Origin of the sequence: Actinoplanes sp. URMC 104, assembly GCF_051386375.1 — a bacterium.
GTDB lineage: Bacteria > Actinomycetota > Actinomycetes > Mycobacteriales > Micromonosporaceae > Actinoplanes.
On record NZ_JBPQTO010000012.1, the window covers coordinates 160,310 to 186,129 of the forward strand.

The window sequence follows — 25,820 nt, forward strand, 5'->3', positions numbered from 1 at the left end:
CTCGAAACTTCAACTTCCAAGAACTCGGGGCGCCTCTCCCGGCAGGTCGGTCTCGATCCGCTCCTTGCGCACCTCGCCCGACACGACGTGGTCGTCGACCTCGACCACCTTCGCCAGCCGCACGCGCTCCACCGGCACGATCTCCGTGGTGACCACCGGCCGCTCCTCGTGCAGCGTGATCTCGTAGACCACCCCGCCCTCCTCGGTGCCGAACACCTCCGCGGGCCCGAAGACGTCGGGGTCCTCCACCGGGCGCTGGTCACCCTCCGCGATCGGAATCCGCTCCAGCCGGATGCCCTCGCGCCGCACCTGGACGGTGACCTGCACGTCCTCGGTCACCACGAACTTGCGCAGCCGCGCCCGGCCGGTCTCCCACAGTTCGGTGCCGACCAGCAGCTGCTCCTCCGAGCGCGTCATCGCGTCGTCGCCGCCGGCGCGCAGCACTTCGATCAGCTGCTCCCGGTCCATCTGCTCCGCCCCGTGCACCCCCTTGCCGGCCACGAGCTCACGCAGCCGGCGGGTGGTCATGGTCTCGATCCCTGCGGTGTCCACGGTGCCTCCGAAAGCCTCATCGCTTGGTGAGCATCCGTTACCCACATTCCCGCCCGCTATCCGGAACGCCGGCGTCCACGCCCACCATCGTGGGAACCGCCGCGTGCGAGGTCACGGTACTGTGCGGGCCGTGATGAGATCCGGACAACGGGCGGGCACGCGGTACGGCAGCCCGGCCGCCTCCGTCGGCGCCTTCGCCGTGCTGTTCCTGCTTGCCGCGGGCACGCTGCTGGCGTCGGCCGACCTCATGTCGACCAGCTGCATCGGCGACTCCGGCCAGATGCTCTGCCCCGCCGACGGCCCCGGCTGGGCGAGGCCCGTGCCCGCCGCCGCCGTCCTGCTGGGCTTGCTCACCGGCGTCGCCGGGCTCGCGATCGGCCGCCCGGTCCGCCGGCTCGCCCTGATCGCCGGCTTCGCGCTGGTCGCCGCCGGGGCGATCGTGGCTCTGCTGATCGGCTGATCGGGTCGCACCCGGTACCCGGATACAGGGCTTACCGTGGGACGAGGAGGTCCTCCATGTCGTACGAGGTTCCGGATGCCTGCACGCTGCCGACGGCGCAGATCCCCCTGCGCCTGGCGGAGTTCGACGAGCTGTTCGCGGCCGCCCTGCGGGAGGCGAAGCTGCTCACCGCGACCACCGCTCGGCTGCGGCTGACCGGGCCGGCCGACCGCGTACGGGATCTGACCGCCCGGGAGAGCGCGTGCTGCTCGTTCTTCACCTTCACCGTCCGTGAGCCCGGCCCGGACGACGTGGTGCTGGACGTCGAGGTGCCGCCCACGTACGCCGAGGTGCTCGCCTCGCTGGTCCGGCGCGCGGCGGCCACGCTCCGCTGAGCACGGCCGCCCCCCTGGATCCGCCGGCCGGCGGTCGCGCGTGAGCTGTCACTGGACCACCACAGACTGATGGCCGCACCCTCCACTGTTAACCGATAGATCGACATCCGTTGATATACGGACGCAATGGTGCAATGCTGTGGCCGGGAGCGCTCCCAAATCCCCGAACGCCGAAGAATGGAGGACTACCGTGCATCCCCACGAGGTCAGTCGGTCCCACCGGCGCAACCGCTCCGTCCGGGTGCTCGTCGTCTTGCTCGCGCTGGTGGCGAGCACGCTCACCTGGAACGGCACGGCCCAGGCCCACGGCACGATCGTCAGCCCGGCCACCCGCGCCTACCAGTGCTGGCAGGCCTGGGGCAGCCAGCACACCAACCCGGCCATGCAACAGCAGGACCCCATGTGTTACCGGGCGTTCCAGGCGAATCCCGACACCATGTGGAACTGGATGAGCGCGCTGCGCGACGGCCTCGGCGGCCAGTTCCAGGCCCGTACCCCCGACGGGCAGCTGTGCAGCAACGGCCTGGCCCGCAACGACAGCCTGAACCAGCCGGGCGCGTGGCGCACGACCGCCATCGCCCGCAACTTCACGGTCCGGCTGTACGACCAGGCCAGCCACGGCGCGGACTACTTCCGGGTCTACGTCAGCAAGCAGGGGTTCAACCCGGCCACCCAGAAGCTGGGCTGGGGCAACCTCGACTTCATCACGCAGACCGGCCGGTACGCCCCGGCGCAGAACATCTCGTTCAACGTCTCGACGTCCGGCTACACCGGGCACCACATCCTGTTCGTCATCTGGCAGGCCTCGCACCTCGACCAGGCCTACATGTGGTGCAGCGACGTCACGTTCTCCTGACCGCCCCCGGCTCGGGGCGTCCGCCGACGCCCCGGGCCGGACCGACCCGACGACCCCCGAACGAGGTGCGAGGCGAGCATGGCGTGGTACCGCAACCGCTACGTGGGAGTGGCGGCGATCCTGCTGACGGTGTCGGCCGGCGCGGCGGCCCTGAGCGACCGGGGCGCCCCGGAGGAGGACCTGCAGACCAGCATCGCGAACCGGATGCGGGCCACGCTCGAACAGTCGAGCCCCGAGCAGCACCAGCACGCCCAGCACGCGAGCACCGAGCAGCAGGCGCCGCCGGTGGTCTGCGGGGTGCGCGTCTACGGCCACGAGCCGGCCGGGGCCGCCGATCTCGCCGAGGTCCGTACGGTCTACGGGTTCCACCTCTGCGGGGTCGCCGAGCAGAAGCGCCCCTGGGACGTGGCCGTCAAGCTCGCCGGCCCGGTCATCCTCGACCTGACCACCGACCCGGTGGGCATCCAGGTGGTCGAGGCGACCGAGAAGGTGCCCTTCGCCGACCGGCTGCGGCAGATGTTCCCCGCCCGGTACGCGGACGCGGCGCAGAAGGAGGCGCTGACCGGCACCGAGATGGCCGACCTGCGCCGCCGCTACGACGCCGCGGCCGGCCTGTGATCCCTACTCCGCCTTGTCGTCGTCGTCGTCGCGGTCGAGGGCCAGGTCGAGGGCCAGCACGCTGCCGATGATGAGCAGCGGCTCGATGCCCGGCGCGACCTGCACGGCGTACGTGTCCCGGACCGTCAGCCAGCGCTTGGAGACGGCGGCCACCTCGTGGCCGTCGCGCTCGATGACGTACTCGTGGTCGAGCAGGTTGCCCTTCATCTCGAGGTCGTCGGGACCGGGCACGTCGATGGTGAACCGCTCCCGGAACGGCGTGAACAGCTTCTTGCGGACCTCCGCCGCCTTCTCGCCGCCGATGCGGATCTCGTACGTGGGCCGCAGCGCCACCAGATGGCGGTGCACCGTGGCGAGCTCCTGCCCGGCCGGGTCCTCGATGACCACCTGGTTGCGGACGCTGAACACCTTGCCGTCGACGTGGAACACCTTGGCGCCGTGCTCGTCGAGCACGTCGAAGTCGTCGCCGATGGAGAAGAACTTCTCTCTGATGACAAACATGAGCCGAGTATCCACCGACCCATGGATGGGACGCCGCGGCCCGGGGTGACAGGATCGTCCGGTGGTGTTCGTGGTGCCCGCGATCCTCGCCGTGGTCACGCTGATCGCCGGCTCGGCGCTGCTGCCGGCGGCCGCCGTGGCGGCTCTGCTGGCGGCGTGCTCGGGGGCGGTCGCGGCGCGGATGGTGCGCGACGCGGTCGCGGGCCGGGCGGCCGGGCCCCGGCTGCGGGTGCTGGCGCTGGCCGGCGGCGTCGGGCTCACGGCGGCGGCCGGGCTGGCGAGCGGCATCGCCGTCGTGGCCGCGCCCGGCGCGACCGTCGGTGGCGTCCCGCTCGCGGCGGAGATCCCGCTGGTGACGCTGTTCCTCGTGACGGGGCTTTACCTGGCCGCCCTGCTGCGCCCGCAGCAACGCCGCGACGTGCTGGCCCGGCTGCGGGTGGGGCTCGACGGGCTGGGCCTGACCGCGTGCCTGATGTTCGCGTGCTGGATGCTGCTGTTCAACCACCGGGAGGAGCGCGGCGCGTCGATCACCGCGCTGCTGATCGGGTCGGCGGCCACCGCCACGGCCGCGGTCGCCGGCGTCCACGCGCTGCGGCACCGGGCGGCGCTGCAGTGGTGCGGGCCGGCCGCGGCGCTCTCGCTCGTCGGGCTGACCGCGCTGGTCATCGCGCAGGACCATCCGGGGGACCCGAACGCGGCCATCGCGGGGCTCGCGGCCGGCGCCGCGGTCGACGTCGCCGCGGCCGCCCTCTGGCACGGGTCGGTGCGCATCTCCCCCGACGAGGGCGCGGTCCCGCCGCCCGGCACCGAGCCGTCCGTCAACATCCCGCTGCTCACCCTGCCGATCCTCGGGGCGGCCGTGGTGACGGTCTACACCTGATCACCGGCGGCAGCCTCGACGTGGAGTCGATCGTGCTGGGCGCGATCGCGATCGCCGCCGTGGCCGCCCGCGAATGGGTGTCCGCGGTGGCGCTGCGCCGCCAGGCCGGGCACCTCACCGACCAGGGCAACCGGCTGCGCAGCCTGATGTTCGGCTCGGCCGACGTGGCGATGATCCTGGACGCCAACCTGGCCGTGCGCTGGCAGTCGCCGGCCGCGGCCCGCCAGTTCGGGCTCTCCGACCAGGAGGTCCTCGGCCGCGCGGTGTCCGTGCTGGTACACCCCGACCAGGTCGAGGCGGTCCACGAGCACCTGGTCGCGCGGATGGCCGACCGCGACGCCCCCGCGCGGGAGGGACTGCCGGTGCGGGTGCGCGACGGCTTCGGCCGGTGGCGCGAGACGGAGTGGACCACCAACGGCGCGGACCCGGCCGAGCCGCAGCACACGCTGGTCGTGCACATCCGCGACGTCACCAACATGCGCCACCTGGAGCAGGCGCTGCGGCAGGCCACCCACCTCGACCGGCAGACCGGGCTGGCCAACCGGGAGGGGCTGCTGCGCGCCGCGGAGCTGATCCCGGACGCCGCCGCCATGATCGTGGTCGAGCTGGGCGGCCTGACCGCGGTCGGCGACGTGCACGGCCGCGACCTGGCCGAGGTGGTGCTCGTGGAGGCGGCGCGCCGGCTGCGCAGCCGGGTGCCGGCCGCCGACGTCCCGGCGCGGGTGGGTGAGATCCGGTTCGCGGTGCTGACCCACCACGGCGCGGTCCGCGCGCACCTGCTCGCCGGCCAGCTGGTCAACGCGCTGTCCGCGCCCTACCTGGCCGGCGGCACGGTCGCGCACCTGTCGGCGTGGGCCGGGCTGGCCGACGTGACGGGCGACACCGACGAGGTCGTCCGCCGGGCCGCGCTGGCGCTGCGCTCGGTGCGCTCCGGGCCGCCCGGCGGCGTGGAGTGGTACGAGGCCGAGATGGAGACCCGCCTGCTGCGCCGCTCCACGCTGGAGCAGGACCTGCCCGGGGCCGTCGACCGCGGCGACATCGACCTGCGCTACCAGCCGATCGTCGAGCTGGACGGGCGGCGCCCGGTGGGCATCGAAGCGCTGCCCGAGTGGCGTCACCCCACGCTGGGCCCGGTGCCGGCCGCCGAGCTGCTGCCGCTGGCCGAGGACCTGGGCCTGCTGGCCCGCATCGAGCACCAGGTGCTGCACCGCTCGTGCCGGCTGCTGCGCGACTGGCGGCGCATGCACCCGTCGCTGTGGCTGGCGGTCGACGTGCGCCCGCGCGAGCTGGTCGACCCGCAGTTCCAGGCGAGCCTGCACACCGCCCTGGAGGATCACGACCTGCCGCACGCGGCGCTGGTCATCGAGATCGCCGAGCGACACCTCTCCGACGGACGGGATGAGGCGCACCAGCCGGCGACGGCCGACGTGGCCGCGCAGCTCGGCCGCCTGCGGGCCCAGGGCGTACGCACGGCGGTGGACAACTTCGGCACCGGGCCCACCTCGCTGGGCCGGCTGCGGATCCTCCCCATCGACCTGTTGAAGATCGACCGTGAGGTGTTCGAGCAGCCCGCGGTCGTCGACATCGCGGTGGCGCTGGGCCGGCGGCTCGGGCTCGAGGTGATCGCGCACGGGCTCGAGGACGCCGCCGACCTGGACGCCGCCCGTACCGCCGGGTACCGTCTCGGCCAGGGCGACCTGCTCGGCGCCGCGGTGCCCGCGGAGCGTCTCGAGGCGCTGCTCGAGCAGCATCAGGGCACGCCGCGGGGCCGCGCCGGAGAAGCATAGGGATGTGATACTTCCGACTTCGCGGTCGTCGCCTCCTCGCCGACGGCTAATGTTGCGTACGCAAATAGTCTGTCTGGCGAGGAAAGGGAGCCGCGTCGTGAGCGAGCCGAACCTGCTGGTGATCATCGGCAGCACGAGGCCGGGCCGGATCGGGCCGACGATCGCCGAGTGGTTCGTCGACGCGGCCAAGGCGCACGGCGGGTTCCAGGTGACCGTCGCGGACCTGGCCGAGCTGAACCTGCCGCTGTTCGACGAGCCGCACCACCCGCGGCTGCGCAACTACCAGCACGAGCACACCAAGCGCTGGAGCGAGCTGGTCGACGCCGCCGACGCCATCGTGTTCGTGATCCCGGAGTACAACTACGGCCTCGGCGCGGCCTTCAAGAACGCGCTCGACTACCTGCACGCGGAGTGGGCCTACAAGCCGGCCAGCGTGGTCAGCTACGGCGGCGTCTCGGCCGGCACCCGGTCGGCGCTCGCGCTGCAGGGGGCCGCGTACGCCCTGCGCCTGTTCATGATCCCCGCCGCGGTGAACATCCCGTTCGTGCACAGCCTGATCCACGACGGGCAGTTCCAGCCCACCGACGTCACCACCGGCGCCGCCACCGCCATGCTGGACGAACTCGCCCGCGTCGCCCCCGCCCTGCAGCCGCTCCGCTGACGTTCACCCGAACGGAGGAGGACGGACCGTCCTGCCGGCGGGTAACCATGGGCCGATGGGATCCGGGGACCTTGAGTACGTGGCCGCACGCGAGCCGGGAGAGGTGATCGCCGCCCTCGCCGACGGGCAGACCGCGGTGCTCGCCGGCGGGCAGAGCCTCGTGCCGGAGCTGACCAGCGGCGAGGCGACCCCGCGCCGGGTCGTGGACATCAACGCGGTGGCGGAGTTCGGCCTGCTGACCGAGGCCGACGGGATGCTGCGGGTCGGCCCGCTCGTGCGGCACCGCGCCTTCGAGTCCGGCGCGGTCACCGGCGCGCTGGGCGACCTGCTGCGCACCGTCGTCCGCTACATCGGGCACCCGCCCGTCCGCGCCCGCGGCACGATGCTGGGCAGCCTGGCGTACGCCCACCCGGCCGCGGAGTGGACGGTCGCCGCCACCGTGCTCGGCGCGCAGCTCGACCTGCTCGGCCCCGGCGGCGTGCGCACGGTCCCGGCCGAGCAGTTCTTCACCGGGCCGTACTCCACCGTCCGCCGCCCCGACGAGCTGCTGGCCGAGGTGCGCGTGCCGATCCTGCCCGACGGCACCGGCGCCGGTTTCGCCGAGCAGCGCCACGCCAAGTTCGCCGAGGCCGCCGCGATGGCCGCCGTCACCGTCACCGACGGCACCGTCAGCGCCGCCGCGATCGGGCTGGTCAACGCCGGCCCCTGCCCCGTGCGCGCCCGCGCCGCCGAGAACGCGCTCGTCGGCACCACCTTCTCCGACGCCGCCGTCACCAGCGCCGCGGAGGCCGCCGCCACCGTGGACACCGCCTCCCCCGAGCGGCGCCGCGCCTTCGAGCGGCTCACCCGCCGGGCCCTCACCCAGGCCCGGGAGGGACTGACCCCATGCGAGTGAGCCTCACCGTCGGCCGCTCCCGCCACGACCTCGACGTCGAGCCGGCCCGCACCCTGGGCGCCGTCCTGCGCGACGACTGCGGCCTGCACACTGTGCGCCTCGACTGTGCCGACGGCACGTGCGCCGGGTGCAGCGTGCTGCTCGACGGGGAACTCACCCGGGCGTGCCTGATGCTGGCCGTCCAGTGCGACGGTTCCCAGGTCGACGGCCTCAAGCGCCCTCACTCCCCCGGCGTCGCCTCCCCCTAGCCTGGCGCAGCCGCCGGTTTCGGAGTGCAGCCGCCGCCCCGGGCGCCCCGCCACTTTCCTTGTGGCCGCCGCCTTCCCGAGCGGCGCTGCTCCCCAGCGCCCGCCGCTTCCCGTGCTGCCGCTGCTCCCCGGCGCCCGCCGCTTCCCGTGCTGCAGCTGCTCCCCGGCGCAGCCGCCGCTGCTCGCACCCCGGCCGCCTAGTCTGGCGCAGCCGCCGTCTCCCTCTCAGCGCAGCGCCTTCCTTAGCGCAGCCGCCTTCTCGGCCCAAGGGCCACCCAGCACGGCTCGGCCCGCCCGTCATCCCTCGCCTCGACCCGACATAGCCACCGCCCAGCCGACGCAGCCACCGCCCAGCCCGGCCGGTTCTTCCCTCGGCACGACCCGACACAACCACCGCTCAGCCGGCGCACCTACCGCCCAGCCCGGCCCCAGTCGTCGCCGCCTCGAGCATCCGCCGTTTTTCCCCGCGGTGCAGCCACCGCCTCCCCCACCCACCCGGGTAAGGCGGCCACCATACGCCCGGCGGCCGACAAGTTCGGCCCGTCGTCCACAGGCCCGCACAACGGCCCTCCGCGTTGTCCACAGGCGGCGCCACCCCGGGCGTTCCTGCGGCACCATCGAGGCATGAACCTTCTCTCCGCCCGGCTCGGCCACTGGACCGGCGACGGCACCGGCGTCACCGTCGTCCTGCCGCCGCCCGGCACGGTGGCGTCCGGCGAGATCCGGGGCGGCGCGCCCGCCACCCGCGAGTTCGCCCTGCTCGACCCGCTGCGGCTGGTCGGCACCGTCGACGCGGTGGTGCTGTCCGGCGGCTCCGCGTTCGGCCTGGCCGCGGGCGACGGCGTCACGCAGGTGCTCCGCTCGCGCGGCCGGGGCTTCCCCACTTCGGCCGGCCCCGTGCCGATCGTCGTGGGCATGTCCATCTTCGACGCCTCGGTCGCCGAGCCGCCGCCGTTCGCCGAGGCCGGCCGTTCCGCCGTGCTGGCCGCTCTGACGGGGCCGGAGCCCTTGGAGACGGGCCGGGTGGGCGCCGGCACGGGCGCCGTCACCGGCACGTGGCGCGGACGCCGCGACCCGGGTGGCTTCGGCGCGGCGACCGGCCGGGCCGGCGCGGCCTCGGTGACCGCCCTGGTGGTGGTCAACGCCTGGGGCGACGTGCTCGCCCCGGACGGCCGCCCGGTCTTCGCCCCCGACGCCCCCGCCGCGGCGCCGGCGCCCGCCCCGTTCCCGGCCGCCAACACGACGGTCGGGGTGGTGCTCACCGACGCCCGGCTCGACAAGATGGGCTGCCACCTGCTCGCCCAGAGCGGCCACACGGGCTTCGCCCGCGCCCTGCATCCGGCGCACAGCCGCTTCGACGGCGACGCGGTCGTGGCCCTGGCGACCGGTGAGGCCGACGGCGACCTCGACCACCTGCGTGCCGTCACCGCGGACGTGATGGCCACCGCCATCCGCTCGGCCGTGGCCGGTCGGCAACGAGACGCTCCGGGAGTCGAGGGGGCCTAACCGATGCGGCGGAGGGTGCGGCGGCCCGCGAGGTAGGCGACCCCGGCCAGGACGACGGCGGCCGTGAGGGCCGTGGTCAGCATGGTCAGCACGTGCGGCCGGCCGGGCAGCGGGATGGCGGGCGGGTCGAGGCCGGCCAGCGGCAGCGCCCAGCCGGTCAGCCACCAGCCCAGCACGGCGACGGCGACGCCGGACGGGACGGCGACGAGGACCAGGACGGGGTACGTCCACAGGGTGGCCTGGCGGACGGCGGCGCGGGTCAGCCCCTGGCCGCGCAGCGCGGAGAGGTCCTCGACGCGACGGTCGCGGTCGACGGCGGCGGCCAGCAGGAGCGCGCCCGCGGCCAGGGCCGTGGCGAGGACGGCGACCAGGGCGTAGAACCACAGGGCGATGGCGGGGCCTTGCCGGTCGAGGCGGGCGCGGACCTGGGTGGCCCGCACGTCGGCGGTGATGGTCAAGCCGCGGGCGGTCAGCCGGGGGACGATGTCGGCGGGGGCCTTGTCGTTGAGCCACACCATGCCGTTGGAGCTCACGGCGCCGTCGGTGGCGAGGCGGTCGGCGTAGTCGAGGTCGGCGAGCACGGCGGGCGAGCCGGCGCCGGGCACGGCGGGCACCCGCAGACGGACGTCGACCGGCAGCTCGCGGGCGTCGAGGCCGTCCACGGACCTGAGCGCGGTGATGCCGGCGACCGCGACGGGCAGCGGGAGCGGCGCGGACGCTGGCTGCACGAACATCCCGGACGGCAGGCCGTTGAGCGACACGACGTCGATGCGCAGCCCGTCCGAGGAGGTCGCGACGGCGCCCCCTTCGCTGGCGCGCCACGGCGTGTCGGCGGCGAGCCCGTGCACGGTCAGGACGCCGGACACGTCGAGCGTGCCGACGCCGGCGGTGATGCGCATCGAGTTGAGCGTGCAGCCGCGGGCGCAGGCGGGCACGGTCTGCTCGTACGTCTGGCGGCCGTTGTGCAGGACGCCCATCGGGACCACCTCGTCGGGGCCGCCGGTGCGCGGCGACAGCACGACAGTGAGCGCGGCGGCCCTGCCCGGCTTGAAGTCCGCGGTTGTGATGTCCAATGTGAAGTTCTGCCCGTCCACGTCGACCGGTGGCGGCGCGGCGGGCCGGAGCGGAGCGGCGGCCGGGGGCTGGAACGCGACGGCGGCGAGCCGGGTGGTGTCGACGGCGAGGACCGGTGCGGCGCCGGGGTCCCTGGGCAGGCGCATCGCGGCCATCGCGAAGGTTCCGGACGGGTCGACGGCGCGCACGGCGGCGAGCAGGTTCTGCCGGCCGGTGGGGCCGACGTGCAGCACGCGCGGGGCGCCGGTGCCGACGCCGGCCTGGTCGGCGCGCCCGCGGGCGGCGACGTCGATCGCCGCGGCCGCGTAGCCGGCGACCGCCACGGCGGCGGTGAGCAGCGCGAACAGGCGTACGGCTCCGGGCCGCCGGGACAGCTGGAAGCCGGCGAGGGCCACCCCGAGCCGGCCGCGCCGCAGCGCGCGCCGGCCCAGCACGGTGGCCAGCGGCACCAGCAGCCGCGCCGCCACCAGCGAGCCGGCCAGCAGCACCAGGGCGGCGGCCGCAGTCCCGACGCCGCGCAGCGCCGAGGACAGCTGCGCCACCGCGACGCCGGCCAGGATCACCACGACGGCCTCGACGGCGAGGACGCGGGCGCCGGTCCGCACGGCGGGAGCGCGGCGCAGCAGCTCGGCGACCGGGGTGGCGATCTGCCGCCGCTCCGCGATCAGGGCGGTCAGCACGGCCGCGGCTGCGGCGATCGGCGCCCAGCGCAGCGAATCCACGCCGGGGTCGGCTCCGACGCCGGGGAAGCGCACGGCCGCGATCGCGTTGACCAGCAGCTGGCCGGCGAGGCAGCCCGCGACCGCGCCGACCAGGATGGCGACGACGTTCTCGCCGGTGGCCAGCCACCAGCGCTGCCCCCACCGGGCGCCGCGCAGCGCCACCACGGCGAGCTCGGGGCGGCGGCCCTCGGTGCCGTAGCCGACGGCCAGGAAGATGGTCAGGCAGGCGAGCAGCACCAGCGCCACGGCCAGCACGGGGACGATCCGGCGGCCGGCGGCGCGACCGGAGTCGATGCGCTCGAGCAGCCCGGGCAGCTCGCTGCGCAGCTCCACGCCGGCGCCCAGCGAGGTGACGGCCGCCTGCAGCTCGGCGAGCCCGGCGCGTACGGCGGGAAGCTTGTCGACGGCCAGCGCGCCCGGACCGGGGTACGCGTCCAGACCGGACTCGACGCTGCCGTGGTTCATGGCGTGCACCGTGGCGTTGGTGACGAACACCGGGTCGCCTCCGCCCGTGGGGGGCGGCGACGAGAAGTAGTCGTGCGTTCCCCAATAGACGTCCGTGGGATCGGGCACGCGGTAGAGGCCCGCCACGAGCAGCCGCTTGGGCACGCCGTCCGGGACGAAGCGCGGCGGTTCCCCGCGAGGAGCCAGCCGTACGGCGAAGGCCAGCCGGATCGAGTCGCCCGGCGCCAGCCGCAGCCGCCGGGCGGTCGTCTCCGCCAGGATGACGTCGGACTCGCCGATCAGACAGCGCCCGGCGGTCACCACCACGTGGTCGCAGACGTCCTGGCGCTGCACCAGCCGGGTGGCGTACGCGTCGGTCGGTTCCAGGCCCAGCACCGGGTACTCGGTCGAGAAGACGTAGTCGAAGCCGGGCAGCCCGAGCAGCACCGAGCCGTTGCGTTCCAGGTCGGGCCCGGACGGGCCGGCGGAGCGCTGGTCCGCCTCGGACGCCCGGACGCCGAGCGCCAGCTCGCGCGGGGCGGCCGTCTCGACCTGCCCGGCCGCCACCGCCCGGTCTGCCGCGCGCAGGTAGGCGGGCGCGGCCACCGCGGCCGCGACGGCGAGCAGGGCCAGCAACGCCACGATCAGCGCCTGACCGCGCCGGGCCCACGCCATCGCGAGCACCAGGCTGATCACGAGAGCTCCCCGCGAAGCCGCCGCACCGACAGCCACGCCGTCACGCCGAGCACCGCCGCGGCGATCCCGGCGGCGGCCGCAAGCGCGGCGGGGCCGAGCGCGCCGGGCGGCGGAATCACCCGCCAGCCGTCCGGGAACGGTGGGGCGGTGACCGCCGCGACCGGCCGGGTCACCACCGCGGCGACGAGCCCACCGGCCAGGCCGGCCAGCGCCACCGCGCCCGCGCCCGCATACGCGGTGCCCAGCGCGATGCGGCGGGGCAGCCCCTGGGCGCGCAGGGCCCGCAGGTGCTCGAGCTGCGGCTCGCGGTCGACGGCGGCGGCCAGCGCGATCAGCGCGGCGGCGATCAGCGCGGCCACGGCGACGGCGAACAGCGTGAACCGGGTCGTGACGACCGAGCCTTCGGCGGCCAGGATGGCGCTGCGGCCGGCGGTGGTCCGGTCGGCGAGCACGGGCAGGCCGATCGCGTCGACCACCGCGGCGGGGGCGTCGCCGGTCAGCCAGACCTGGAGGCTGCCGCCCTGGTCGCTGTCCCCGGCGACGCGGCGGGCCGCGTCGAGGTCGATGAGCACGCCGGGGCCGCCGATCGCGGGCAGCACCGAGGCGGTGGCGGCCACGCGGACGGGGGTGGCGGGGTCGCCGAGGCGCCCGATCGCGGAGTCGTCGAACGCCCAGGTCGACGGGGGCGGACCGGCCAGCACGACCGGCAGCGGCAGCGGGGAGTCGACGACCGCGACCTTGGTGGCGCCGCCCGGCGCGGTGCCGAGCGTGAGGCCGCCGGCGCGCGCCGCGATGCGGACGGCGGGGCTGGCGAAGTCGCCGCGCCAGAGCCGGACGTCGCCGAGCCGCGCGGCGTCGAGCACGGTGCCGGACGGCTGGCTCAGCGAGCGGATGGTGATGCCGCCGGCGTCGGAGCCCTGCGGGCTGAACAGCTCCCAGCCGACCAGGCGGCAGCCGGGCGCCACCGCGCAGGCCGGCACGGCGACCGTGGCGGTGCTCGCGCCCGGGCGCAGGTCGCGGAAGTCCACCCGTACGCCCCGGCCGGTGCCCTCGTGCTGCAGGACCGCGCCGAGCAGCGTGCCCGTGCGCCGCTCGCTGGTCACCGCGACGGTCAGCCGGTCGCCGGTGATCAGCGGCGGCGCGGCCGGGGCCCGGGCGCCGGTCAGCGCGTCCACCGGCCCGTACTCGGAGCGCCAGGTGGCCACGGCCGCGAGCCGGCTGCTGTCCACGGCCAGCACCGGCGGGCTCCCGCCGGTGTCCACGACGGCCGCCATCGCGTACCGGCCGGTGGGGTCGGCCCGGCGGACCGCGTGCAGCAGCTCGGTGCGCGACGCGGCGGCGACCGTCAGCACCCGCGGGGCGCCCAGCTCGACCTGCGCGCGCACGACCCGGTCGGCGCGCGCGGCCGCGTTCGTGCCCAGCGTCAGCGCGAGCATCGCGACCGTCACCGCCACCAGGGCGAACACCCGGTCGGTGCCGGGCTGCCGCGACACCCGTACGGCGGTCAGCCCCAGCCGGATCCGGCCCGCCCGCAACGCCACCGCGCCCACCCGGTCGGCGACCCGCCGCAGCAGGCGGGCGAGCAGCAGCCCGACCGCGAGCGCGACCAGCGCGGGCGCCACCACCCCGAGCCCGCCGCCCCCGGAGCGCGCCTGGAAGGCCGCGCCGGCCGCGAGCGCGATCAGCGCCAGGTCGACCACGCCGGCCCGCCAGTCGCGCCGCGACGACGGCACCCGGCGCAGCAGCACCGCCACCGGGGCGCGCTGCTGCACCGCGTCGACCGCCACAAGCACGACGAGCGCGACCGCCAGCACGACGAGCACCAGCCCCAGCGACAGCAGCAGGGCCGGCCACCACTCCGCCCGTACGGGCGTGCCGCCCGCCAGCGGCCACGCGAGCAGCACCCCCGCCGCCCAGCCCGCCGCCCCGCCGACGACCAACGGCAGCAGGTGCTGGCCGACCGCCAGGCGCAGCACGCCCCGCGCCGTGCTGCCGCGCAGCTTGAGCAGGGCCGCGTCGGTGCGCCGCTCCCGTCCGGTGAGCCGTCCCGCCAGCCCGACCGCGAACCAGCCCAGCACGGCCACCTGACCCAGCGCCACCGCGACGCCGCGGGCCACGGCGAGGCGTTCCGCGCGCACCCGGTCGACCAGCGCGCCGGTGGGCGCGACCAGGTCGAGCTGGGCCGCCGCGAACTTCGGCGCCGCCGCGTTGACCACGCTGTTGAGGTCGTAGCCGCCGTCGCCGCGCAGCAGCGGCAGCGGCACCACGACGTCCCACGCGTACGCCTGGCGGATCAGCGACGGCTGCGCGAACGTATCCAGCGAGGTGAAGAACGGGTCGAGCGAGCCCCGCGAGCGGAACAGCTCGTCGCTCCACCAGGGCCCGTCCGGGTCGATCGGCTCGTAGAGCGCCGACACGCGGAACGGCAGCATCGTGTCCGACGTGGCCGACCGTACGCGGAACGTGTCGCCCACCTTCAGCTTGAGCCGGCGGGCCGCCTCCACGCTGAGCGCCGCCTGATCCGCGGCCGCAGGGCACGCGCCGGTGAGCTTCGCGTGGTCACAGAACCCGTCCCGGTACGCCGCGGGCAGGCCCGAGGTCACGCTCTCGCGTCCGGGATCGGTGTACGTCATGTCGGCGACCACGCCCAGCACCGGCTCGGCGCCCGGCAGCGGCAGCAGGCCCCGGACGGTCGCCGCGTAGGCGTCCAGGGCGCCGCGCGGGTCGCTCGTGCCCTCGGCGGAGCGGTGCACCGCGATGACGCGCTGCTCGACCGGGGCGGAGGAGACCTGGGCGCCCGCGGACCGCGACGCGACGGTCAGCCCGTACCAGGCGGCACATCCGGCGGCGGCAGCGAGCAGGGCAGCGAGCAGCGCGACCAGCAGCGCCGGACCCGAACGCCGCCGCACGGCGTCCAAGGCTATGAAGTACATCCGCTCCCGCTCCCCCGATGCGTGATGCAGACACTCTCGTACCGCCGGACGGTTTTGCCAAGCCTCGATTAGGTTGAGAACATGAGCGTACGTTTCGGGGTGTTCGTGCCCCAGGGCTGGAAGATGGACCTCGTCGAGATCGCCGACCCGGTCGAGCAGTACGAGGCGATGACCCAGGTCGCGCGGGTGGCCGACGCCGGCCCGTGGGACGCGATCTGGCTCTACGACCACTTCCACACCGTGCCCGAGCCGACGTTGAACACGACCTTCGAGTGCTGGACGGCCACCTCGACGCTGGCCCGCGACACCAGCCGGGTGCGCATCGGCCAGATGGTCGGCTGCAACGGCTACCGGCAACCCTCGCTGTACGCCAAGATCGCGTCAACCGTCGACGTGGCGTCGAACGGCCGGCTGATCGCCGGGCTGGGCGCGGGGTGGTACGAGCACGAGTGGAAGGCGTACGGCTTCGAGTGGACCGACGTGCCCACCCGCATGCGCGAGTTCCGCGAGGCCGTCGAGATCATCCACCGGATGTGGACCGAGGACCGCCCGGTCTTCACCGGCAAGCACTACTCGATCGACGCCCCGATCAACCAGCCGCGGCGCCGCCCGCAGTTCTGGCTCGGCGGCGGCGGCGAGAAGGTCACGCTCAAGCTGGTCGCGCAGTACGCCGACGGCTGCAACGTCGGCGGCGGCGACCCCGAGCTGGTGCGCCACAAGCTCGGCGTGCTGCGCGAGCACTGCGACCGTCTGGGCCGCGACTACGCCGCCATCACCAAGTCCACGACGATCGAGCTCGACCTGGCCGAGTCCACCGCCGACACGATCGCCCGCGTCGGGCGCCTCGCCGAGGCCGGCGCCGACTACGTGCTCTTCTACATCCCGCGGGTCGCCTACGACCACTCCCACCTGCAGCGCCTCGCCGAGGACCTCGTCCCGCAGTTCGCCTGAGTCACCCCTGGCCGCGGCGGCGCCACGGCCAGGGCCTCATCGCCTGATCCTCCGCCGCGGCCCGCGGCGCCGGTCCCTGCGGGCCGCTCGCGCGCTCACCACAATGGAGGCACCTGCCGCCACAGCGGTGAGGAGCGCCCCTGCGAACTCGAGAACGGCCGTTCCGTCCTGCAGCCAGAGAGAAGCCATCGAAAGCCTCCTGATCAATTGCCGTCGGCGTCTCTTCTCAGGCTGCACAACGGGTCTCGCCCGCAGCACCAAACGTGAATGAATCTGAACGCTGCTCATGTAGTACTGAAAGCGCCACCAGAACTACATTCAGCTATGGCCTCTCGCACACCTCAGGGTTCGCCCGACGAGCGAGCCTTCGCGCACCGGCTTCGCGTGTGGCGCCTGGACTGTGGCAATCCCTCCTACCAGGAGCTCGAGCGCCTCATGAAGCACCGGTACTCCGCGGCGACCATCCACAACCGCCTGCGGACCGGACGCAACCTCGACCGCAGGTTCGTGCGCATGGTCGTGGAGGCCTGCCACCGGTACGCCGAGCGGCCCGGCGAACCGGACCTGGAGCCGTTGTACCGCCACCTCGACATCGTCCTGGGCGAGCAGGTGCAGCCTCAGTGGGTGGGGCCGCACGTCTCCCTGGCCGCTGCCTTCCAGACCCGGTGGGTCGATGCCCGCCTGCACGACGCCCTCCGTCCCGGGCGGACCGTCGTGATCAGCGGGAACGGCGGCGTCGGCAAGACGCAGCTGGCGGCCGAGATCGCCCATGCGAACTGGGCGGACCAGCGGGCCGACCTCGTCGTGTGGGTGTCGGCAACCTCCCGCGACAACATCGTGCGCCGTTACGCCGAGGCGGCACAGGCCCTCGGGACGGACGGCGACCGCCCCATCGACGCCGCCGCGGAACGGTTCCTGGCCTGGCTGGCGGAGCCGCACTCGCGCCAGTGGCTGGTCGTGCTCGACGACGTGGCCGACCCCGCCGACCTGCACGACCTCTGGCCGCCGCCGGGCAGCGGCATCACGGTCGTGACCACTCGCCGGCGCGACGCCGCCCTGGCCGGGCCGCACCGCACGATGATCGGGATGGACGTCTTCGACCCGGCCGAGTCGTCGGCCTACCTCGCCGAGCGACTCGGACGCCGGCTCGACGGCGCGGAACAGCTGTGCCGGGAGCTCGGCCACCTTCCGCTCGCCCTGGCGCAGGCCGCGGCGTACATGATCGATCGCCGTCTCGACTGCGCCCGCTACCTCGACCGGTTCCGCACGCGCCGGCTGGCGGATCTCGAGGCCGGGTCGAACGTGCGCCCGGACGGTTACGCCGCGGCGCTGTCGACGACGTGGCGGCTCTCCATCGAGACTGCTGACAGCCACGATCCGGCCGGGACGGCCGGTACGTTGCTGGGCCTGGCGGCCTGGCTCGATCCCAACGGCATACCCACCGAGCTCTTCCGCTCCCCGCCGGTGCTCGCTCTGCTCGCGCGACGGCGGGGACGCCCCACCACCCCGGACGACGCCTCCGACGGCTTGGCGAACCTGGAACGGCTCAGCCTGTGCCGCTTCGACGACGACGGCTCCACCGTACGGGTGCATCAGCTCGAGCAGCGTGTCGTGCGCGAGGCCGGCGGCGGGCAGGGCGACGAGCTGGCCGTCTGCGCGGCCGATGCGCTCCTGGCCGTCTGGCCCGAAGTCGAACGTGACGGGGCCTTCGTCAACATGCTGCGCAACAACACGGAAGTCCTCGTGCGGCGAGCCCGGGCGGCGCTCGTCCGCACCGACGTGCACCAGGTGCTGTTCCGGGCCGGCAACAGCCTTCCCCGCAGCGGGTTACGAACCAATGCGCTCGCCTACTGGCAGAAGCTGCTGCCCGTCGCGGAGTCGCGTCTCGGCCCCGAGCACCCGGACACGCTCACCGTCCGGAACAACCTGGCATGGGCCCACGGCCGCATCGGTGATGCGGAGCGCGCTTTCACCGGCCTGAAGGAACTGCTGCCCGTACGCATCCGCGTGCTCGGCCCCGAACACGTCAACACACTCGCGACGCGGCACGGCATGGCCGTCTGGCTGGCGAAGGCCGGCAACGTCGAGGAGGCCGCCCGGGAGCTGCGGGTGCTCATCACGGATTACGAGAACACGCTCGGCTACGACCACCGCGACACGCTGAACACCCGGCTGGGGCTCATCGACATCCGCGCCGGCGTCGAGTCGCCGGGGTCCGTCCTGGCGGACTTCGTGAGCCTGGTCGACGACTACCGCCGCCTGCTCGGCCCCGATCACCCCGAGACGCTCGAGGCGGAATTGCTGCTCGCGTCGCACTATGCCGCGGCAGGCAAGGCCGACGCGGCGGTCGAGCAATCGAGCCGGCTGGTGCACTGCTTCGAGACGGTCCTCGGCCGCGACCATGTGGACACGCTGCGGGCGCGGTTCCGCGTGGCCGGCTTCCACTCGGCGGCCGGCCGCCTCGATCAGGCCCTGCGGGAGATGCGCGAGCTGCTCGACCACGTCCAGCGGCTGCTGAACGACGGGCACACCGAGGTGGCGGAGATCCGCCGCCTCATCGACACGTGGTCGCCGTGAGCGCGGCCCCCGGGTCACTGGACCTTGGTGATCAGCCGGCGGTAGTCGGTGCCGGAGGTGACGGCGAGGGCCCAGCCCGTCGAGGTGGAGACGAGCCGGGACGTGGTGATGGTGCCCTCGCCGCGCGGGCAGGGCTGGCCCTTGGCGGGGGCCACCGAGGTGCCGGAGATGCCGAAGCGGGGGCCGGTGATCCAGAAGCCGGTGAGCTTGCCCGCGTAGCCCGCCGCCGAGCCGCGGCCCTTGTCGGTGACGGCGGCGTCGAAGAGCTCGAAACGGCCGAACTCCCGGTGGTGCAGGACCGGGAAGGCGGGCCCGCCGCAGGCGACCGAGTAGGTGTCCTCGGTCCAGAAGTCGTGGTCGAACACCAGGCCGTCCGCGCGCTGCCGCAGCGTCGCGTCGGTCCAGCCGAACGCCTTGAGCACGTCGCCGCGGCCCACGAAGCCCTTCTTGGTCACCGGGTCGTAGGTGACCGCCGCGGCGGCCGGACCGGCGGGGGCGAGGCCGGCCACGAGGGCGGCGCCGACCGCGACGAGCCGGATGAGCGTGTGCATGTGTGACTCCTGACCTGCGGTTTCTCGTACAACCAACGATCATCACCGGTCGAGGACGTGCGCGAGCGGGAAACGGCCGACCCGGGCCGGGCGAAACGGTCAGAGCGCGTCGAAGAACGCCGACTTCTGCCGCTCGTACTCGGCCGGATCGTCGCGGTGGCGCAGCTTGAGCGCGTTGTAGGCGTCGACGAGCCGGGGGTCGGCGGCCATCCGCTGCCAGGTGCGGGTGAAGCGGACGTCGTGCTCCGAGCCGGCCGGGGTGACGGCGACGCCGGTCGGCAGGGCCGCCTCGACCGCGAACGTGGCCAGCGTCGGCTGCCAGATCTCGGGGTGCACGACCTCGTAGACGTCGCGCAGCGCGGTGACGACCGGCTCGAAATCCGCGGGCGGCACGCGCAGGTGCAGGTCGACGTCGCCCTTGGTCAGCGCGCGCGGCAGCGAGCTGCCGCCGACCAGCACGAGCTCGTGCGCGCCGGGAAGCAGCGCGTCCAGCCGCTCCCGCTCGTGGCGCAGGATGGCGTGGGCGGCGGGCAGGAAGCGGGCGCCGGGGCGCAGGTCGGCCATCGCTCACCCTAGCCCGTCCACACCCCTTGTCAGCTACGGAATCAGTGGGAGGATGGCTCCCAAACAGAGGAACCCTGCGTCTGGAGACCGTGTGACCGCCAAGACCGTGCTGCACAACTTCATCGGCGGCGAGCCGGCCGCGCCCGCCGAGGGGCGATACGAGGACCTGATCGACCCGGCCACCGGCGAGGTGTTCGCCTCCGCCCCGGTGTCCGGCAAGCCCGACGTCGACAACGCGATGCAGGCCGCGTCGTCGGCGTTCGAGAAGTGGCGCAACACCACCCCGAGCGAGCGTCAGCAGGCGCTGCTCAAGTTCGCCGACGCGGTCGAGGCGCGGGCCGACGAGCTGGTCCGGGCCGAGTCGCAGAACACGGGCAAGCCGCTGGGGCTGACCGCCAGCGAGGAGCTGCCGCCGGCGGTCGACCAGCTGCGGTTCTTCGCGGGCGCCGCCCGGGTGCTCGAGGGCCGCTCCGCCGGGCAGTACCTGGCGGGTTACGAGAGCTACGTGCGGCGCGAGCCGGTCGGCGTGTGCGCGCAGGTGACGCCGTGGAACTACCCGCTGATGATGGCGGTGTGGAAGCTGGCGCCGGCGATCGCGGCCGGCAACACGGTCGTGCTCAAGCCGTCGGACACCACCCCGGTCACCACGGTCATGCTCGCCGAGATCGCCGCCGAGTTCCTGCCGCCGGGCGTGCTCAACGTCGTCGTCGGCGACCGCGACACCGGCCGGCAGCTGGTCACCCACAAGACCCCGCAGATGGTGTCGATCACCGGTTCGGTGCGCGCCGGCATGGAGGTCGCGCAGGCCGCCTCCGCCGACCTCAAGCGCACCCACCTCGAGCTGGGCGGCAAGGCGCCGGTCGTGGTCTTCGACGACGCCGACATCGAGGCCGCGGCCGAGGCCATCGCGATCGGCGGCTACTTCAACGCCGGGCAGGACTGCACCGCCGCCACCCGCGTGCTGGCGTCGCCGCGCGTCTACTCCGACTTCGTGGACGCGCTGGCCGAGCAGGCCAAGGGCACCCGCACCGGCGCGGCCGACGACGAGGACGTGCTGTACGGCCCGCTGAACAACGCGCGTCAGTTCGAGCGGGTCGCGGGCTTCGTCGACCGGCTGCCCGACCACGCCAAGCTGAACGCCGGCGGCGCCCGGTTCGGCGACAAGGGCTACTTCTACGCGCCCACGGTCGTCTCCGGTCTCAAGCAGACCGACGAGGCGGTGCAGGACGAGATCTTCGGTCCGGTCATCACCGTGCAGCAGTTCACCGACGAGGACGAGGCGGTCGCCTGGGCCAACGGCGTCGAGTACGGCCTGGCGTCCTCGGTGTGGACCAGGGACCACGCCCGCGCCATGCGCATGACCCAGCGCCTGGACTTCGGCTGCGTGTGGGTCAACTGCCACATCCCGCTGGTCGCCGAGATGCCGCACGGCGGTTTCAAGCACTCCGGCCACGGCAAGGACCTGTCCATGTACGGCTTCGAGGACTACACCCGCGTCAAGCACGTCATGCACAGCCTGGGCTGACCCGGCGCCGGGGCCCGTCCACACCGGACGGGCCCCGGGACCGCGGCCCTGACCCCGGAACGTCTGCCGGTACGTGTCCGGCGGCACGCCGACCGCGCGAACCGCCTCGACCAGTTCGACCGGCGGGTCCCGGTCGAAGTCCGCCGGTCCCGGCACGATCACGGTGCCGGCGCCGGCGAGCCGGTCCAGGCCGCAGTCCGGTTCCAGCAGGAACCGGCCGAGCCGGATGGCGTGCGTGATCTACGCCGTCAGCGCGCCGGCGCAGAGCTGAGGCCGCGACGCGGGGCGCCGCTCGTTCACTGCTCGCGCAGCTCCCACGGGCTGCCGTACTCGACGAGCTTGTCGAGGAACGGCACGGGGTCGAACGCCTCGGGGCCGAGCACGCCCGCGCCGGTCCAGGTGCCGGCGGCGAGCAGTTCGAGGGCGACGATCGGGTTGACCGCGGTCTGCCACACGACGGCCTGGGCGCCGTACTCGCGCATCGACCACTCGTTGTCGACGAGGTGGTAGAGGTAGACCTCGCGCGGGTTGCCGTCCTTGCCGACGCCCTTGACCCACGTGCCGGCGCAGGTCTTGCCGGTCATCCGGTCGCCGAGCGTGGCGGGGTCGGGCAGCACGGCCGCGACCACGTCCCGCGGCGAGACGTCGACGCCCTTGACGCGTACGGGATCGGTCCTGTCCAGCCCCAGCTTGCGCAGCGTCTTGAGCACGTCGACGAACTCGGCGCCCAGCCCGTACTTGAAGGTGACCTTGCCGGCCTCCACCCAGCGCGGGATCAGCAGCACCTCCTCGTGCTCGACGTGCACGCACTCCACCGGCCCGATGCCGCCGGGGAAGTCGAACACCTCGGGCTCGGCGAACGGCTCGGTGGTGTACCAGCCGCGCCCGCGCTCCCATACGACCGGCGGGTTGAGGCACTCCTCGATGGTCGTCCACACCGAGAACGACGGCGCGAAGTCGAAGCCGTCGACGACCAGGTTCGACCCGTCCCGTACGCCGATCTCGTCGATCGACGTGAACAGGTGCTCGGCGGCGTAGCGGGCGAAGATGTCCGACAGCCCGGGCTCGACGCCGATGCCCACCAGCGCGAGCCGGCCCTGCTCCTCCCAGGACGGCGCGGCGGCGAACTGCTCGTCGCCCAGCTTCACGCCGGTCTGCCGGTAGGGGTCGGTGGGGTGCGGCCGCGACAGCGACATGGCCATGTCGAGGTAGTGCGCCCCGGCCCGGTGCGCGCCTTCGAAGACCGGCATGACGAACCGCGGGTCGACGGCGTTGAAGACGTGCGTGATCCCGTGCTCGCGGCACAGGTCAGCGACGGCGCCGGCGTCGGACGCGTCGACCTGCGCGGCGGCGAACCGGGGATCGGAGGTGGCGGCGACGGCCTTCTCGGCGCGCGCCAGGTCGTAGTCGGCGAGGACGAACAGCTCGAAGAAGTCGCGGCGGGCCGCGATGACAGCGGCGGCGGAACCGACACCGCCCGCGCCGACGGCGAGGACGCGCATGGTCACCGTACCTTTCGGATATATAGGACGCTCGATCACTGAAACCGTGCCTCAAGAGCCTCGGTGCCACGGAAATGCTTGTCAAGAGCGATCAACTCTGCGATAAACGCAGGACGGCCGGATCACGCAGCCGCCCGCTCGAGAAACGGAATCCGTTGACAGGCACAAACCGGACGAGTGATCCGATTGCCGCGCACCCGCCTGCCGGGAAGAATCGCGGCGTGACGGCGGACCTGGCACTGGACGACATCAACAAGCAGATCATCGAGCACCTGCAGCGCGACGGGCGGATGTCGTACGCGACACTCGCCAAGACGATCGGGCTGTCCGAGGCGGCCGTTCGCCAGCGCGTGCAGCGCCTGCTCGACGGCGGTCTCATGCAGATCGTGGCGGTCACCGACCCGCTGACGCTCGGCTTCGCACGGCAGGCGATGGTCGGCCTCAAGGTCAGCGGCGACCTGCGCGCGATCGCCGACGAGATCGCCGCGATCCCCGAGGTGGACTACGTGGTGATCTGCGCCGGCGGCTTCGACCTGCTCGTCGAGCTGGTCTGCACCGACGACGCGCACCTGCTCGACCTGCTCAACGAGAAGGTCCGGACCGTCGAGGGCGTGCTCGCCTGCGAGACGTTCATGTATCTCAAGCTGGCGAAACAGACGTACGCGTGGGGAACCCGATGATCCCGTCCTACTGGCTCAGCACACTCGGCCCCGTGACGCCGCGGCCGCCGCTGCCCGGCGACCGGTCCTACGACGTCGCGATCGCCGGAGGCGGCTACACCGGACTGTGGACGGCCTACTACCTCTCGCACGTCGCGCCGCACCTGTCGGTCGCGGTGCTGGAGGCCGACTACTGCGGGTACGGCGCCTCGGGGCGCAACGGCGGGTGGGCGTCCGGCCTGTTCCCGGTCGGCGAGGCCAAACTCGCGCGCCGCTACGGCGCCGCACAGGCGAGCGCGATGCATGCTGCGTTGGCCGACGCCGTGGACGAGGTGGGCCGAGCCGCGGCCGCCGAGGGCATCGACTGCCACTACGCCAAGGGCGGGACGATCTCGCTCGCCCGCTCCCCCGCCCAGCTGCGCCGCGCCCGCAAGTCGGCCGGATTCGTCGACGCGGTGCGGGCGCGGGCGATCTGCAACGCCACCGACGTGCTCGGCGGCGTCTACAGTCCCGACTGCGCGGCGCTGCACCCCGCCCGGCTCGTCCGCGGGCTCGCCGACGTCGTGGCCGCGCGCGGCGCCGACATCTTCGAGGGCACCCGGGTCACCGCCCTGTCGCCCGGCCGGGTCGTCACGGACCACGGCACGGTCACCGCCGGCACGGTCGTGCGCGCGCTGGAGGGCTACACCGCTCGGCTGGCCGGGCACCGCCGCGCGCTCGCCCCCGTGTACTCGCTGATGATCGCCACCGAGCCGCTGCCCGCGTCGTTCTGGGACCGGGTGGGCCTGGCCCGCCGCGAGACGTTCACCGACGAGCGTCACATGATCATCTATGGTCAGCGCACGGCCGACGACCGGCTCGCGTTCGGCGGCCGGGGCGCCCCCTACCACTTCGGCTCGCGCATCGAGCCGTCGTACGACCGGGTGCCCGAGGTCTTCGACAGCCTGCGCCACACGCTGACCGACATGTTCGGCATCCGGCCCGAGATCGCGTACCGCTGGGGTGGCCCGCTGGGCATCCCGCGCGACTGGATGCCGTCGGTCGGCCTCCAGGAGGGGTACGCGTGGGCCGGCGGCTACGTCGGCGACGGTGTGGCGGCCGCCAACCTGGCCGGACGCACCCTGGCCGACCTGATCGCGGGCCGCCGGACCGAGCGGACCGGCCTGCCGTGGGTCGGTCACCGCTCGCGCCGCTGGGAGCCCGAGCCGATCCGCTGGCTGGGCATCAACGCCGCCCTGCGCGCGACCACCCTGCGCGACGCCCTCGAAAAGCACCCGGCCCCGGCCCGCTGAGACTCCCGGCCCGCGCGCGACGGCCCACACCCGTGGATCCGCGCCCGTCCGCCCGCGCCGTGTCGCCCCGCGGGCTGCCTCAGAACAGCGTCGCGGGCTCGACCGGCTCCGGCTCGGGCAGCGGCAGCAGCCCGGGGACCAGCGCGGCGACCTCTCCGTGGAAGCGGCGGGCGAGCGCGGGCGCGTCGGCGTTGTCCGGGGTGTGCACGAAGACGGTCGGCGAGCGGCCCTCGCGCAGCCAGCCGGCGACCACGGGCAGCCAGCGCTGCCAGCCCGCGACGGTGGCGGCCGGGTCGTCGCGGCCCAGGTAGCGCACGATCGGGTGGCCGGTGAGCGCCTCGGGGCGCACGGGCAGCCGGGGCTTCTTCGTCCAGGCGTCGCGTTCCATGTCGCTGACCGGCGGAGTCGCGAACAGCACGCTCGTGTCGAACGGGACCCGCTCGGCGCCGACGCCGGTCAGCACCCGTTCGAGCGGCAGCGGGTCGTCGGCGAACCCGGGGTGGCGCACCTCGACCGCGAGGCGGTGACCCGCGGGCAGCCGGCGCAGGAAGCCGTCGAGCGCGGGCAGGTCGGACGGCGCGAAGGACGCCGGCAGCTGCACCCACAGCGCGTGCACGCGAGGCCCGAGCGGCTCGATCGCATGCAGGAACCCGCGCAGCGCCTCGTCGCCGCCCGCGAGCCGGCGCTCGTGGGTGACCAGCCGCGGCAGCTTGAGCACGAACCGGAAGTCCGCCGGCGTCTGCCCCGCCCACCCGGCCACGGTCTCGCGCGACGGCGTGGCGTAGAAGGTGGTGTTACCCTCGACCGCGTTGCACCAGCCCGCGTACGCGCGCAGCTTGTCCTGCCCGGGGGCGACCACCTTGCCCTGCCACGCCTTGTGCGTCCACATGGCACAGCCCACGTGCAGCCGCATCGCCGGTTCCGCCGTCACCGGCGCAACGTACCGCACGCCGCGCCGGACCTCGCGCCCGGCGGTCCGGCCCGGGGAGGCC

General features: G+C 74.2%; 23 protein-coding genes. 15 read left to right on the forward strand and 8 right to left on the reverse strand.

Annotated elements, in window-relative coordinates:
* Window positions 1-9: 9 nt before the first annotated feature.
* On the reverse strand, window positions 10-552 hold the full coding sequence (locus ACSNN8_RS39650; protein WP_436655921.1) for a YsnF/AvaK domain-containing protein: 543 nt from the start codon (window positions 550-552) through the stop codon (window positions 10-12).
* Window positions 553-685: 133 nt separating this feature from the next.
* Here ACSNN8_RS39650 and ACSNN8_RS39655 point away from each other — a divergent pair, with 133 nt between their 5' ends.
* The 4 genes from ACSNN8_RS39655 to ACSNN8_RS39670 all read left to right on the forward strand — a co-directional run bounded on the left by ACSNN8_RS39655 (window position 686) and on the right by ACSNN8_RS39670 (window position 2,860).
* Complete coding sequence (locus ACSNN8_RS39655; protein WP_436655923.1) at window positions 686-1,012, forward strand: hypothetical protein; 327 nt, start codon at window positions 686-688, stop codon at window positions 1,010-1,012.
* A 56-nt stretch (window positions 1,013-1,068) separates the two neighbouring features.
* Window positions 1,069-1,386: a hypothetical protein gene (locus ACSNN8_RS39660; protein WP_436655925.1), complete on the forward strand. Its 318-nt coding sequence runs from the start codon at window positions 1,069-1,071 to the stop codon at window positions 1,384-1,386.
* A gap of 190 nt (window positions 1,387-1,576) precedes the next feature.
* Window positions 1,577-2,242 (forward strand): lytic polysaccharide monooxygenase auxiliary activity family 9 protein, encoded by a 666-nt coding sequence (locus ACSNN8_RS39665; protein ID WP_436655927.1) that lies wholly within the window; start codon window positions 1,577-1,579, stop codon window positions 2,240-2,242.
* A 78-nt stretch (window positions 2,243-2,320) separates the two neighbouring features.
* A complete protein-coding gene (locus ACSNN8_RS39670) occupies window positions 2,321-2,860 on the forward strand; it encodes a hypothetical protein (RefSeq protein ID WP_436655929.1) in 540 nt (179 codons plus the stop codon).
* 3 nt (window positions 2,861-2,863) lie between these two features.
* On the opposite strand, the gene ACSNN8_RS39675 is transcribed toward ACSNN8_RS39670, so the two are convergent.
* The gene (locus ACSNN8_RS39675; protein WP_436655931.1) at window positions 2,864-3,361 is read right to left on the reverse strand and encodes an LURP-one-related/scramblase family protein; all 498 of its coding nucleotides are present in this window, start codon (window positions 3,359-3,361) and stop codon (window positions 2,864-2,866) included.
* A gap of 61 nt (window positions 3,362-3,422) precedes the next feature.
* Between ACSNN8_RS39675 and ACSNN8_RS39680 the strand changes: the two genes are divergently transcribed.
* The 6 genes from ACSNN8_RS39680 to ACSNN8_RS39705 all read left to right on the forward strand — a co-directional run bounded on the left by ACSNN8_RS39680 (window position 3,423) and on the right by ACSNN8_RS39705 (window position 9,338).
* On the forward strand, window positions 3,423-4,241 hold the full coding sequence (locus tag ACSNN8_RS39680; protein WP_436655933.1) for a hypothetical protein: 819 nt from the start codon (window positions 3,423-3,425) through the stop codon (window positions 4,239-4,241).
* 20 nt (window positions 4,242-4,261) lie between these two features.
* A complete protein-coding gene (locus tag ACSNN8_RS39685; protein ID WP_436655935.1) occupies window positions 4,262-6,028 on the forward strand; it encodes an EAL domain-containing protein in 1,767 nt (588 codons plus the stop codon).
* Between the two features lie 97 nt (window positions 6,029-6,125).
* On the forward strand, window positions 6,126-6,689 hold the full coding sequence (locus tag ACSNN8_RS39690; protein WP_436655937.1) for an NADPH-dependent FMN reductase: 564 nt from the start codon (window positions 6,126-6,128) through the stop codon (window positions 6,687-6,689).
* 79 nt (window positions 6,690-6,768) lie between these two features.
* Window positions 6,769-7,584 carry an FAD binding domain-containing protein gene (locus ACSNN8_RS39695; protein ID WP_436655939.1) on the forward strand — a complete coding sequence of 272 codons (816 nt, stop codon included), beginning with the start codon at window positions 6,769-6,771 and terminating at the stop codon, window positions 7,582-7,584.
* A complete protein-coding gene (locus tag ACSNN8_RS39700; protein ID WP_436655941.1) occupies window positions 7,575-7,832 on the forward strand; it encodes a hypothetical protein in 258 nt (85 codons plus the stop codon). The genes ACSNN8_RS39695 and ACSNN8_RS39700 overlap by 10 nt, the downstream gene beginning before the upstream one ends.
* 624 nt (window positions 7,833-8,456) lie before the next feature.
* Window positions 8,457-9,338 (forward strand): P1 family peptidase, encoded by an 882-nt coding sequence (locus ACSNN8_RS39705; protein ID WP_436655942.1) that lies wholly within the window; start codon window positions 8,457-8,459, stop codon window positions 9,336-9,338.
* Here the strand turns inward: ACSNN8_RS39705 and ACSNN8_RS39710 are convergent.
* Both ACSNN8_RS39710 and ACSNN8_RS39715 read right to left on the reverse strand, forming a co-directional pair.
* Window positions 9,335-12,274, reverse strand: a complete 2,940-nt coding sequence (locus ACSNN8_RS39710; RefSeq protein WP_436655944.1) for an FtsX-like permease family protein — start codon at window positions 12,272-12,274, stop codon at window positions 9,335-9,337. The two genes, ACSNN8_RS39705 and ACSNN8_RS39710, sit on opposite strands and share 4 nt — an antisense overlap.
* On the reverse strand, window positions 12,271-15,183 hold the full coding sequence (locus tag ACSNN8_RS39715) for an FtsX-like permease family protein (protein WP_436655946.1): 2,913 nt from the start codon (window positions 15,181-15,183) through the stop codon (window positions 12,271-12,273). The genes ACSNN8_RS39710 and ACSNN8_RS39715 overlap by 4 nt, the downstream gene beginning before the upstream one ends.
* 105 nt (window positions 15,184-15,288) lie before the next feature.
* Between ACSNN8_RS39715 and ACSNN8_RS39720 the strand changes: the two genes are divergently transcribed.
* Entirely contained in the window at window positions 15,289-16,158 is an 870-nt protein-coding gene (locus ACSNN8_RS39720; protein WP_436655948.1) for a TIGR03560 family F420-dependent LLM class oxidoreductase, read from the forward strand.
* A gap of 435 nt (window positions 16,159-16,593) precedes the next feature.
* Complete coding sequence (locus tag ACSNN8_RS39725; protein WP_436655950.1) at window positions 16,594-18,735, forward strand: tetratricopeptide repeat protein; 2,142 nt, start codon at window positions 16,594-16,596, stop codon at window positions 18,733-18,735.
* Between the two features lie 14 nt (window positions 18,736-18,749).
* Here the strand turns inward: ACSNN8_RS39725 and ACSNN8_RS39730 are convergent, their stop codons facing one another.
* Both ACSNN8_RS39730 and ACSNN8_RS39735 read right to left on the reverse strand, forming a co-directional pair.
* A complete protein-coding gene (locus ACSNN8_RS39730; RefSeq protein WP_436655952.1) occupies window positions 18,750-19,286 on the reverse strand; it encodes a hypothetical protein in 537 nt (178 codons plus the stop codon).
* Between the two features lie 99 nt (window positions 19,287-19,385).
* On the reverse strand, window positions 19,386-19,850 hold the full coding sequence (locus ACSNN8_RS39735; RefSeq protein ID WP_436655954.1) for a GrpB family protein: 465 nt from the start codon (window positions 19,848-19,850) through the stop codon (window positions 19,386-19,388).
* A gap of 91 nt (window positions 19,851-19,941) precedes the next feature.
* Between ACSNN8_RS39735 and ACSNN8_RS39740 the strand changes: the two genes are divergently transcribed.
* Window positions 19,942-21,375, forward strand: a complete 1,434-nt coding sequence (locus ACSNN8_RS39740) for a gamma-aminobutyraldehyde dehydrogenase (RefSeq protein ID WP_436655957.1) — start codon at window positions 19,942-19,944, stop codon at window positions 21,373-21,375.
* Between the two features lie 296 nt (window positions 21,376-21,671).
* Here ACSNN8_RS39740 and ACSNN8_RS39745 read toward each other — a convergent pair whose 3' ends face one another.
* The gene (locus tag ACSNN8_RS39745; RefSeq protein WP_436655959.1) at window positions 21,672-22,877 is read right to left on the reverse strand and encodes a saccharopine dehydrogenase family protein; all 1,206 of its coding nucleotides are present in this window, start codon (window positions 22,875-22,877) and stop codon (window positions 21,672-21,674) included.
* A 221-nt stretch (window positions 22,878-23,098) separates the two neighbouring features.
* On the opposite strand from ACSNN8_RS39745, the gene ACSNN8_RS39750 reads away from it, so the two are divergent.
* Together ACSNN8_RS39750 and ACSNN8_RS39755 are read left to right on the forward strand one after the other, a co-directional pair.
* Window positions 23,099-23,557: an Lrp/AsnC family transcriptional regulator gene (locus ACSNN8_RS39750; protein WP_436655961.1), complete on the forward strand. Its 459-nt coding sequence runs from the start codon at window positions 23,099-23,101 to the stop codon at window positions 23,555-23,557.
* Window positions 23,554-24,828 (forward strand): NAD(P)/FAD-dependent oxidoreductase, encoded by a 1,275-nt coding sequence (locus tag ACSNN8_RS39755; RefSeq protein WP_436656735.1) that lies wholly within the window; start codon window positions 23,554-23,556, stop codon window positions 24,826-24,828. Before ACSNN8_RS39750 ends, ACSNN8_RS39755 begins: the two co-directional genes overlap by 4 nt.
* A 79-nt stretch (window positions 24,829-24,907) precedes the next feature.
* Here the strand turns inward: ACSNN8_RS39755 and ACSNN8_RS39760 are convergent, their stop codons facing one another.
* Window positions 24,908-25,717: a DUF72 domain-containing protein gene (locus ACSNN8_RS39760; protein WP_436656737.1), complete on the reverse strand. Its 810-nt coding sequence runs from the start codon at window positions 25,715-25,717 to the stop codon at window positions 24,908-24,910.
* Window positions 25,718-25,820 lie beyond the last annotated feature (103 nt).

What these genes read in the sequence shown, in the direction of transcription:
- ACSNN8_RS39655 (WP_436655923.1), top strand. Translation starts at nt 686, where the DNA reads ATGAGATCCGGACAACGGGCGGGCACGCGGTACGGCAGCCCGGCCGCC.
- ACSNN8_RS39660 (WP_436655925.1), top strand. Translation starts at nt 1,069, where the DNA reads ATGTCGTACGAGGTTCCGGATGCCTGCACGCTGCCGACGGCGCAGATC.
- ACSNN8_RS39670 (WP_436655929.1), top strand. Translation starts at nt 2,321, where the DNA reads ATGGCGTGGTACCGCAACCGCTACGTGGGAGTGGCGGCGATCCTGCTG.
- ACSNN8_RS39675 (WP_436655931.1), bottom strand. Translation starts at nt 3,361, where the DNA reads ATGTTTGTCATCAGAGAGAAGTTCTTCTCCATCGGCGACGACTTCGAC.
- ACSNN8_RS39700 (WP_436655941.1), top strand. Translation starts at nt 7,575, where the DNA reads ATGCGAGTGAGCCTCACCGTCGGCCGCTCCCGCCACGACCTCGACGTC.
- ACSNN8_RS39705 (WP_436655942.1), top strand. Translation starts at nt 8,457, where the DNA reads ATGAACCTTCTCTCCGCCCGGCTCGGCCACTGGACCGGCGACGGCACC.
- ACSNN8_RS39720 (WP_436655948.1), top strand. Translation starts at nt 15,289, where the DNA reads ATGAGCGTACGTTTCGGGGTGTTCGTGCCCCAGGGCTGGAAGATGGAC.
- ACSNN8_RS39725 (WP_436655950.1), top strand. Translation starts at nt 16,594, where the DNA reads ATGAAGCACCGGTACTCCGCGGCGACCATCCACAACCGCCTGCGGACC.
- ACSNN8_RS39730 (WP_436655952.1), bottom strand. Translation starts at nt 19,286, where the DNA reads ATGCACACGCTCATCCGGCTCGTCGCGGTCGGCGCCGCCCTCGTGGCC.
- ACSNN8_RS39735 (WP_436655954.1), bottom strand. Translation starts at nt 19,850, where the DNA reads ATGGCCGACCTGCGCCCCGGCGCCCGCTTCCTGCCCGCCGCCCACGCC.
- ACSNN8_RS39745 (WP_436655959.1), bottom strand. Translation starts at nt 22,877, where the DNA reads ATGCGCGTCCTCGCCGTCGGCGCGGGCGGTGTCGGTTCCGCCGCCGCT.
- ACSNN8_RS39755 (WP_436656735.1), top strand. Translation starts at nt 23,554, where the DNA reads ATGATCCCGTCCTACTGGCTCAGCACACTCGGCCCCGTGACGCCGCGG.
- ACSNN8_RS39760 (WP_436656737.1), bottom strand. Translation starts at nt 25,717, where the DNA reads ATGTGGACGCACAAGGCGTGGCAGGGCAAGGTGGTCGCCCCCGGGCAG.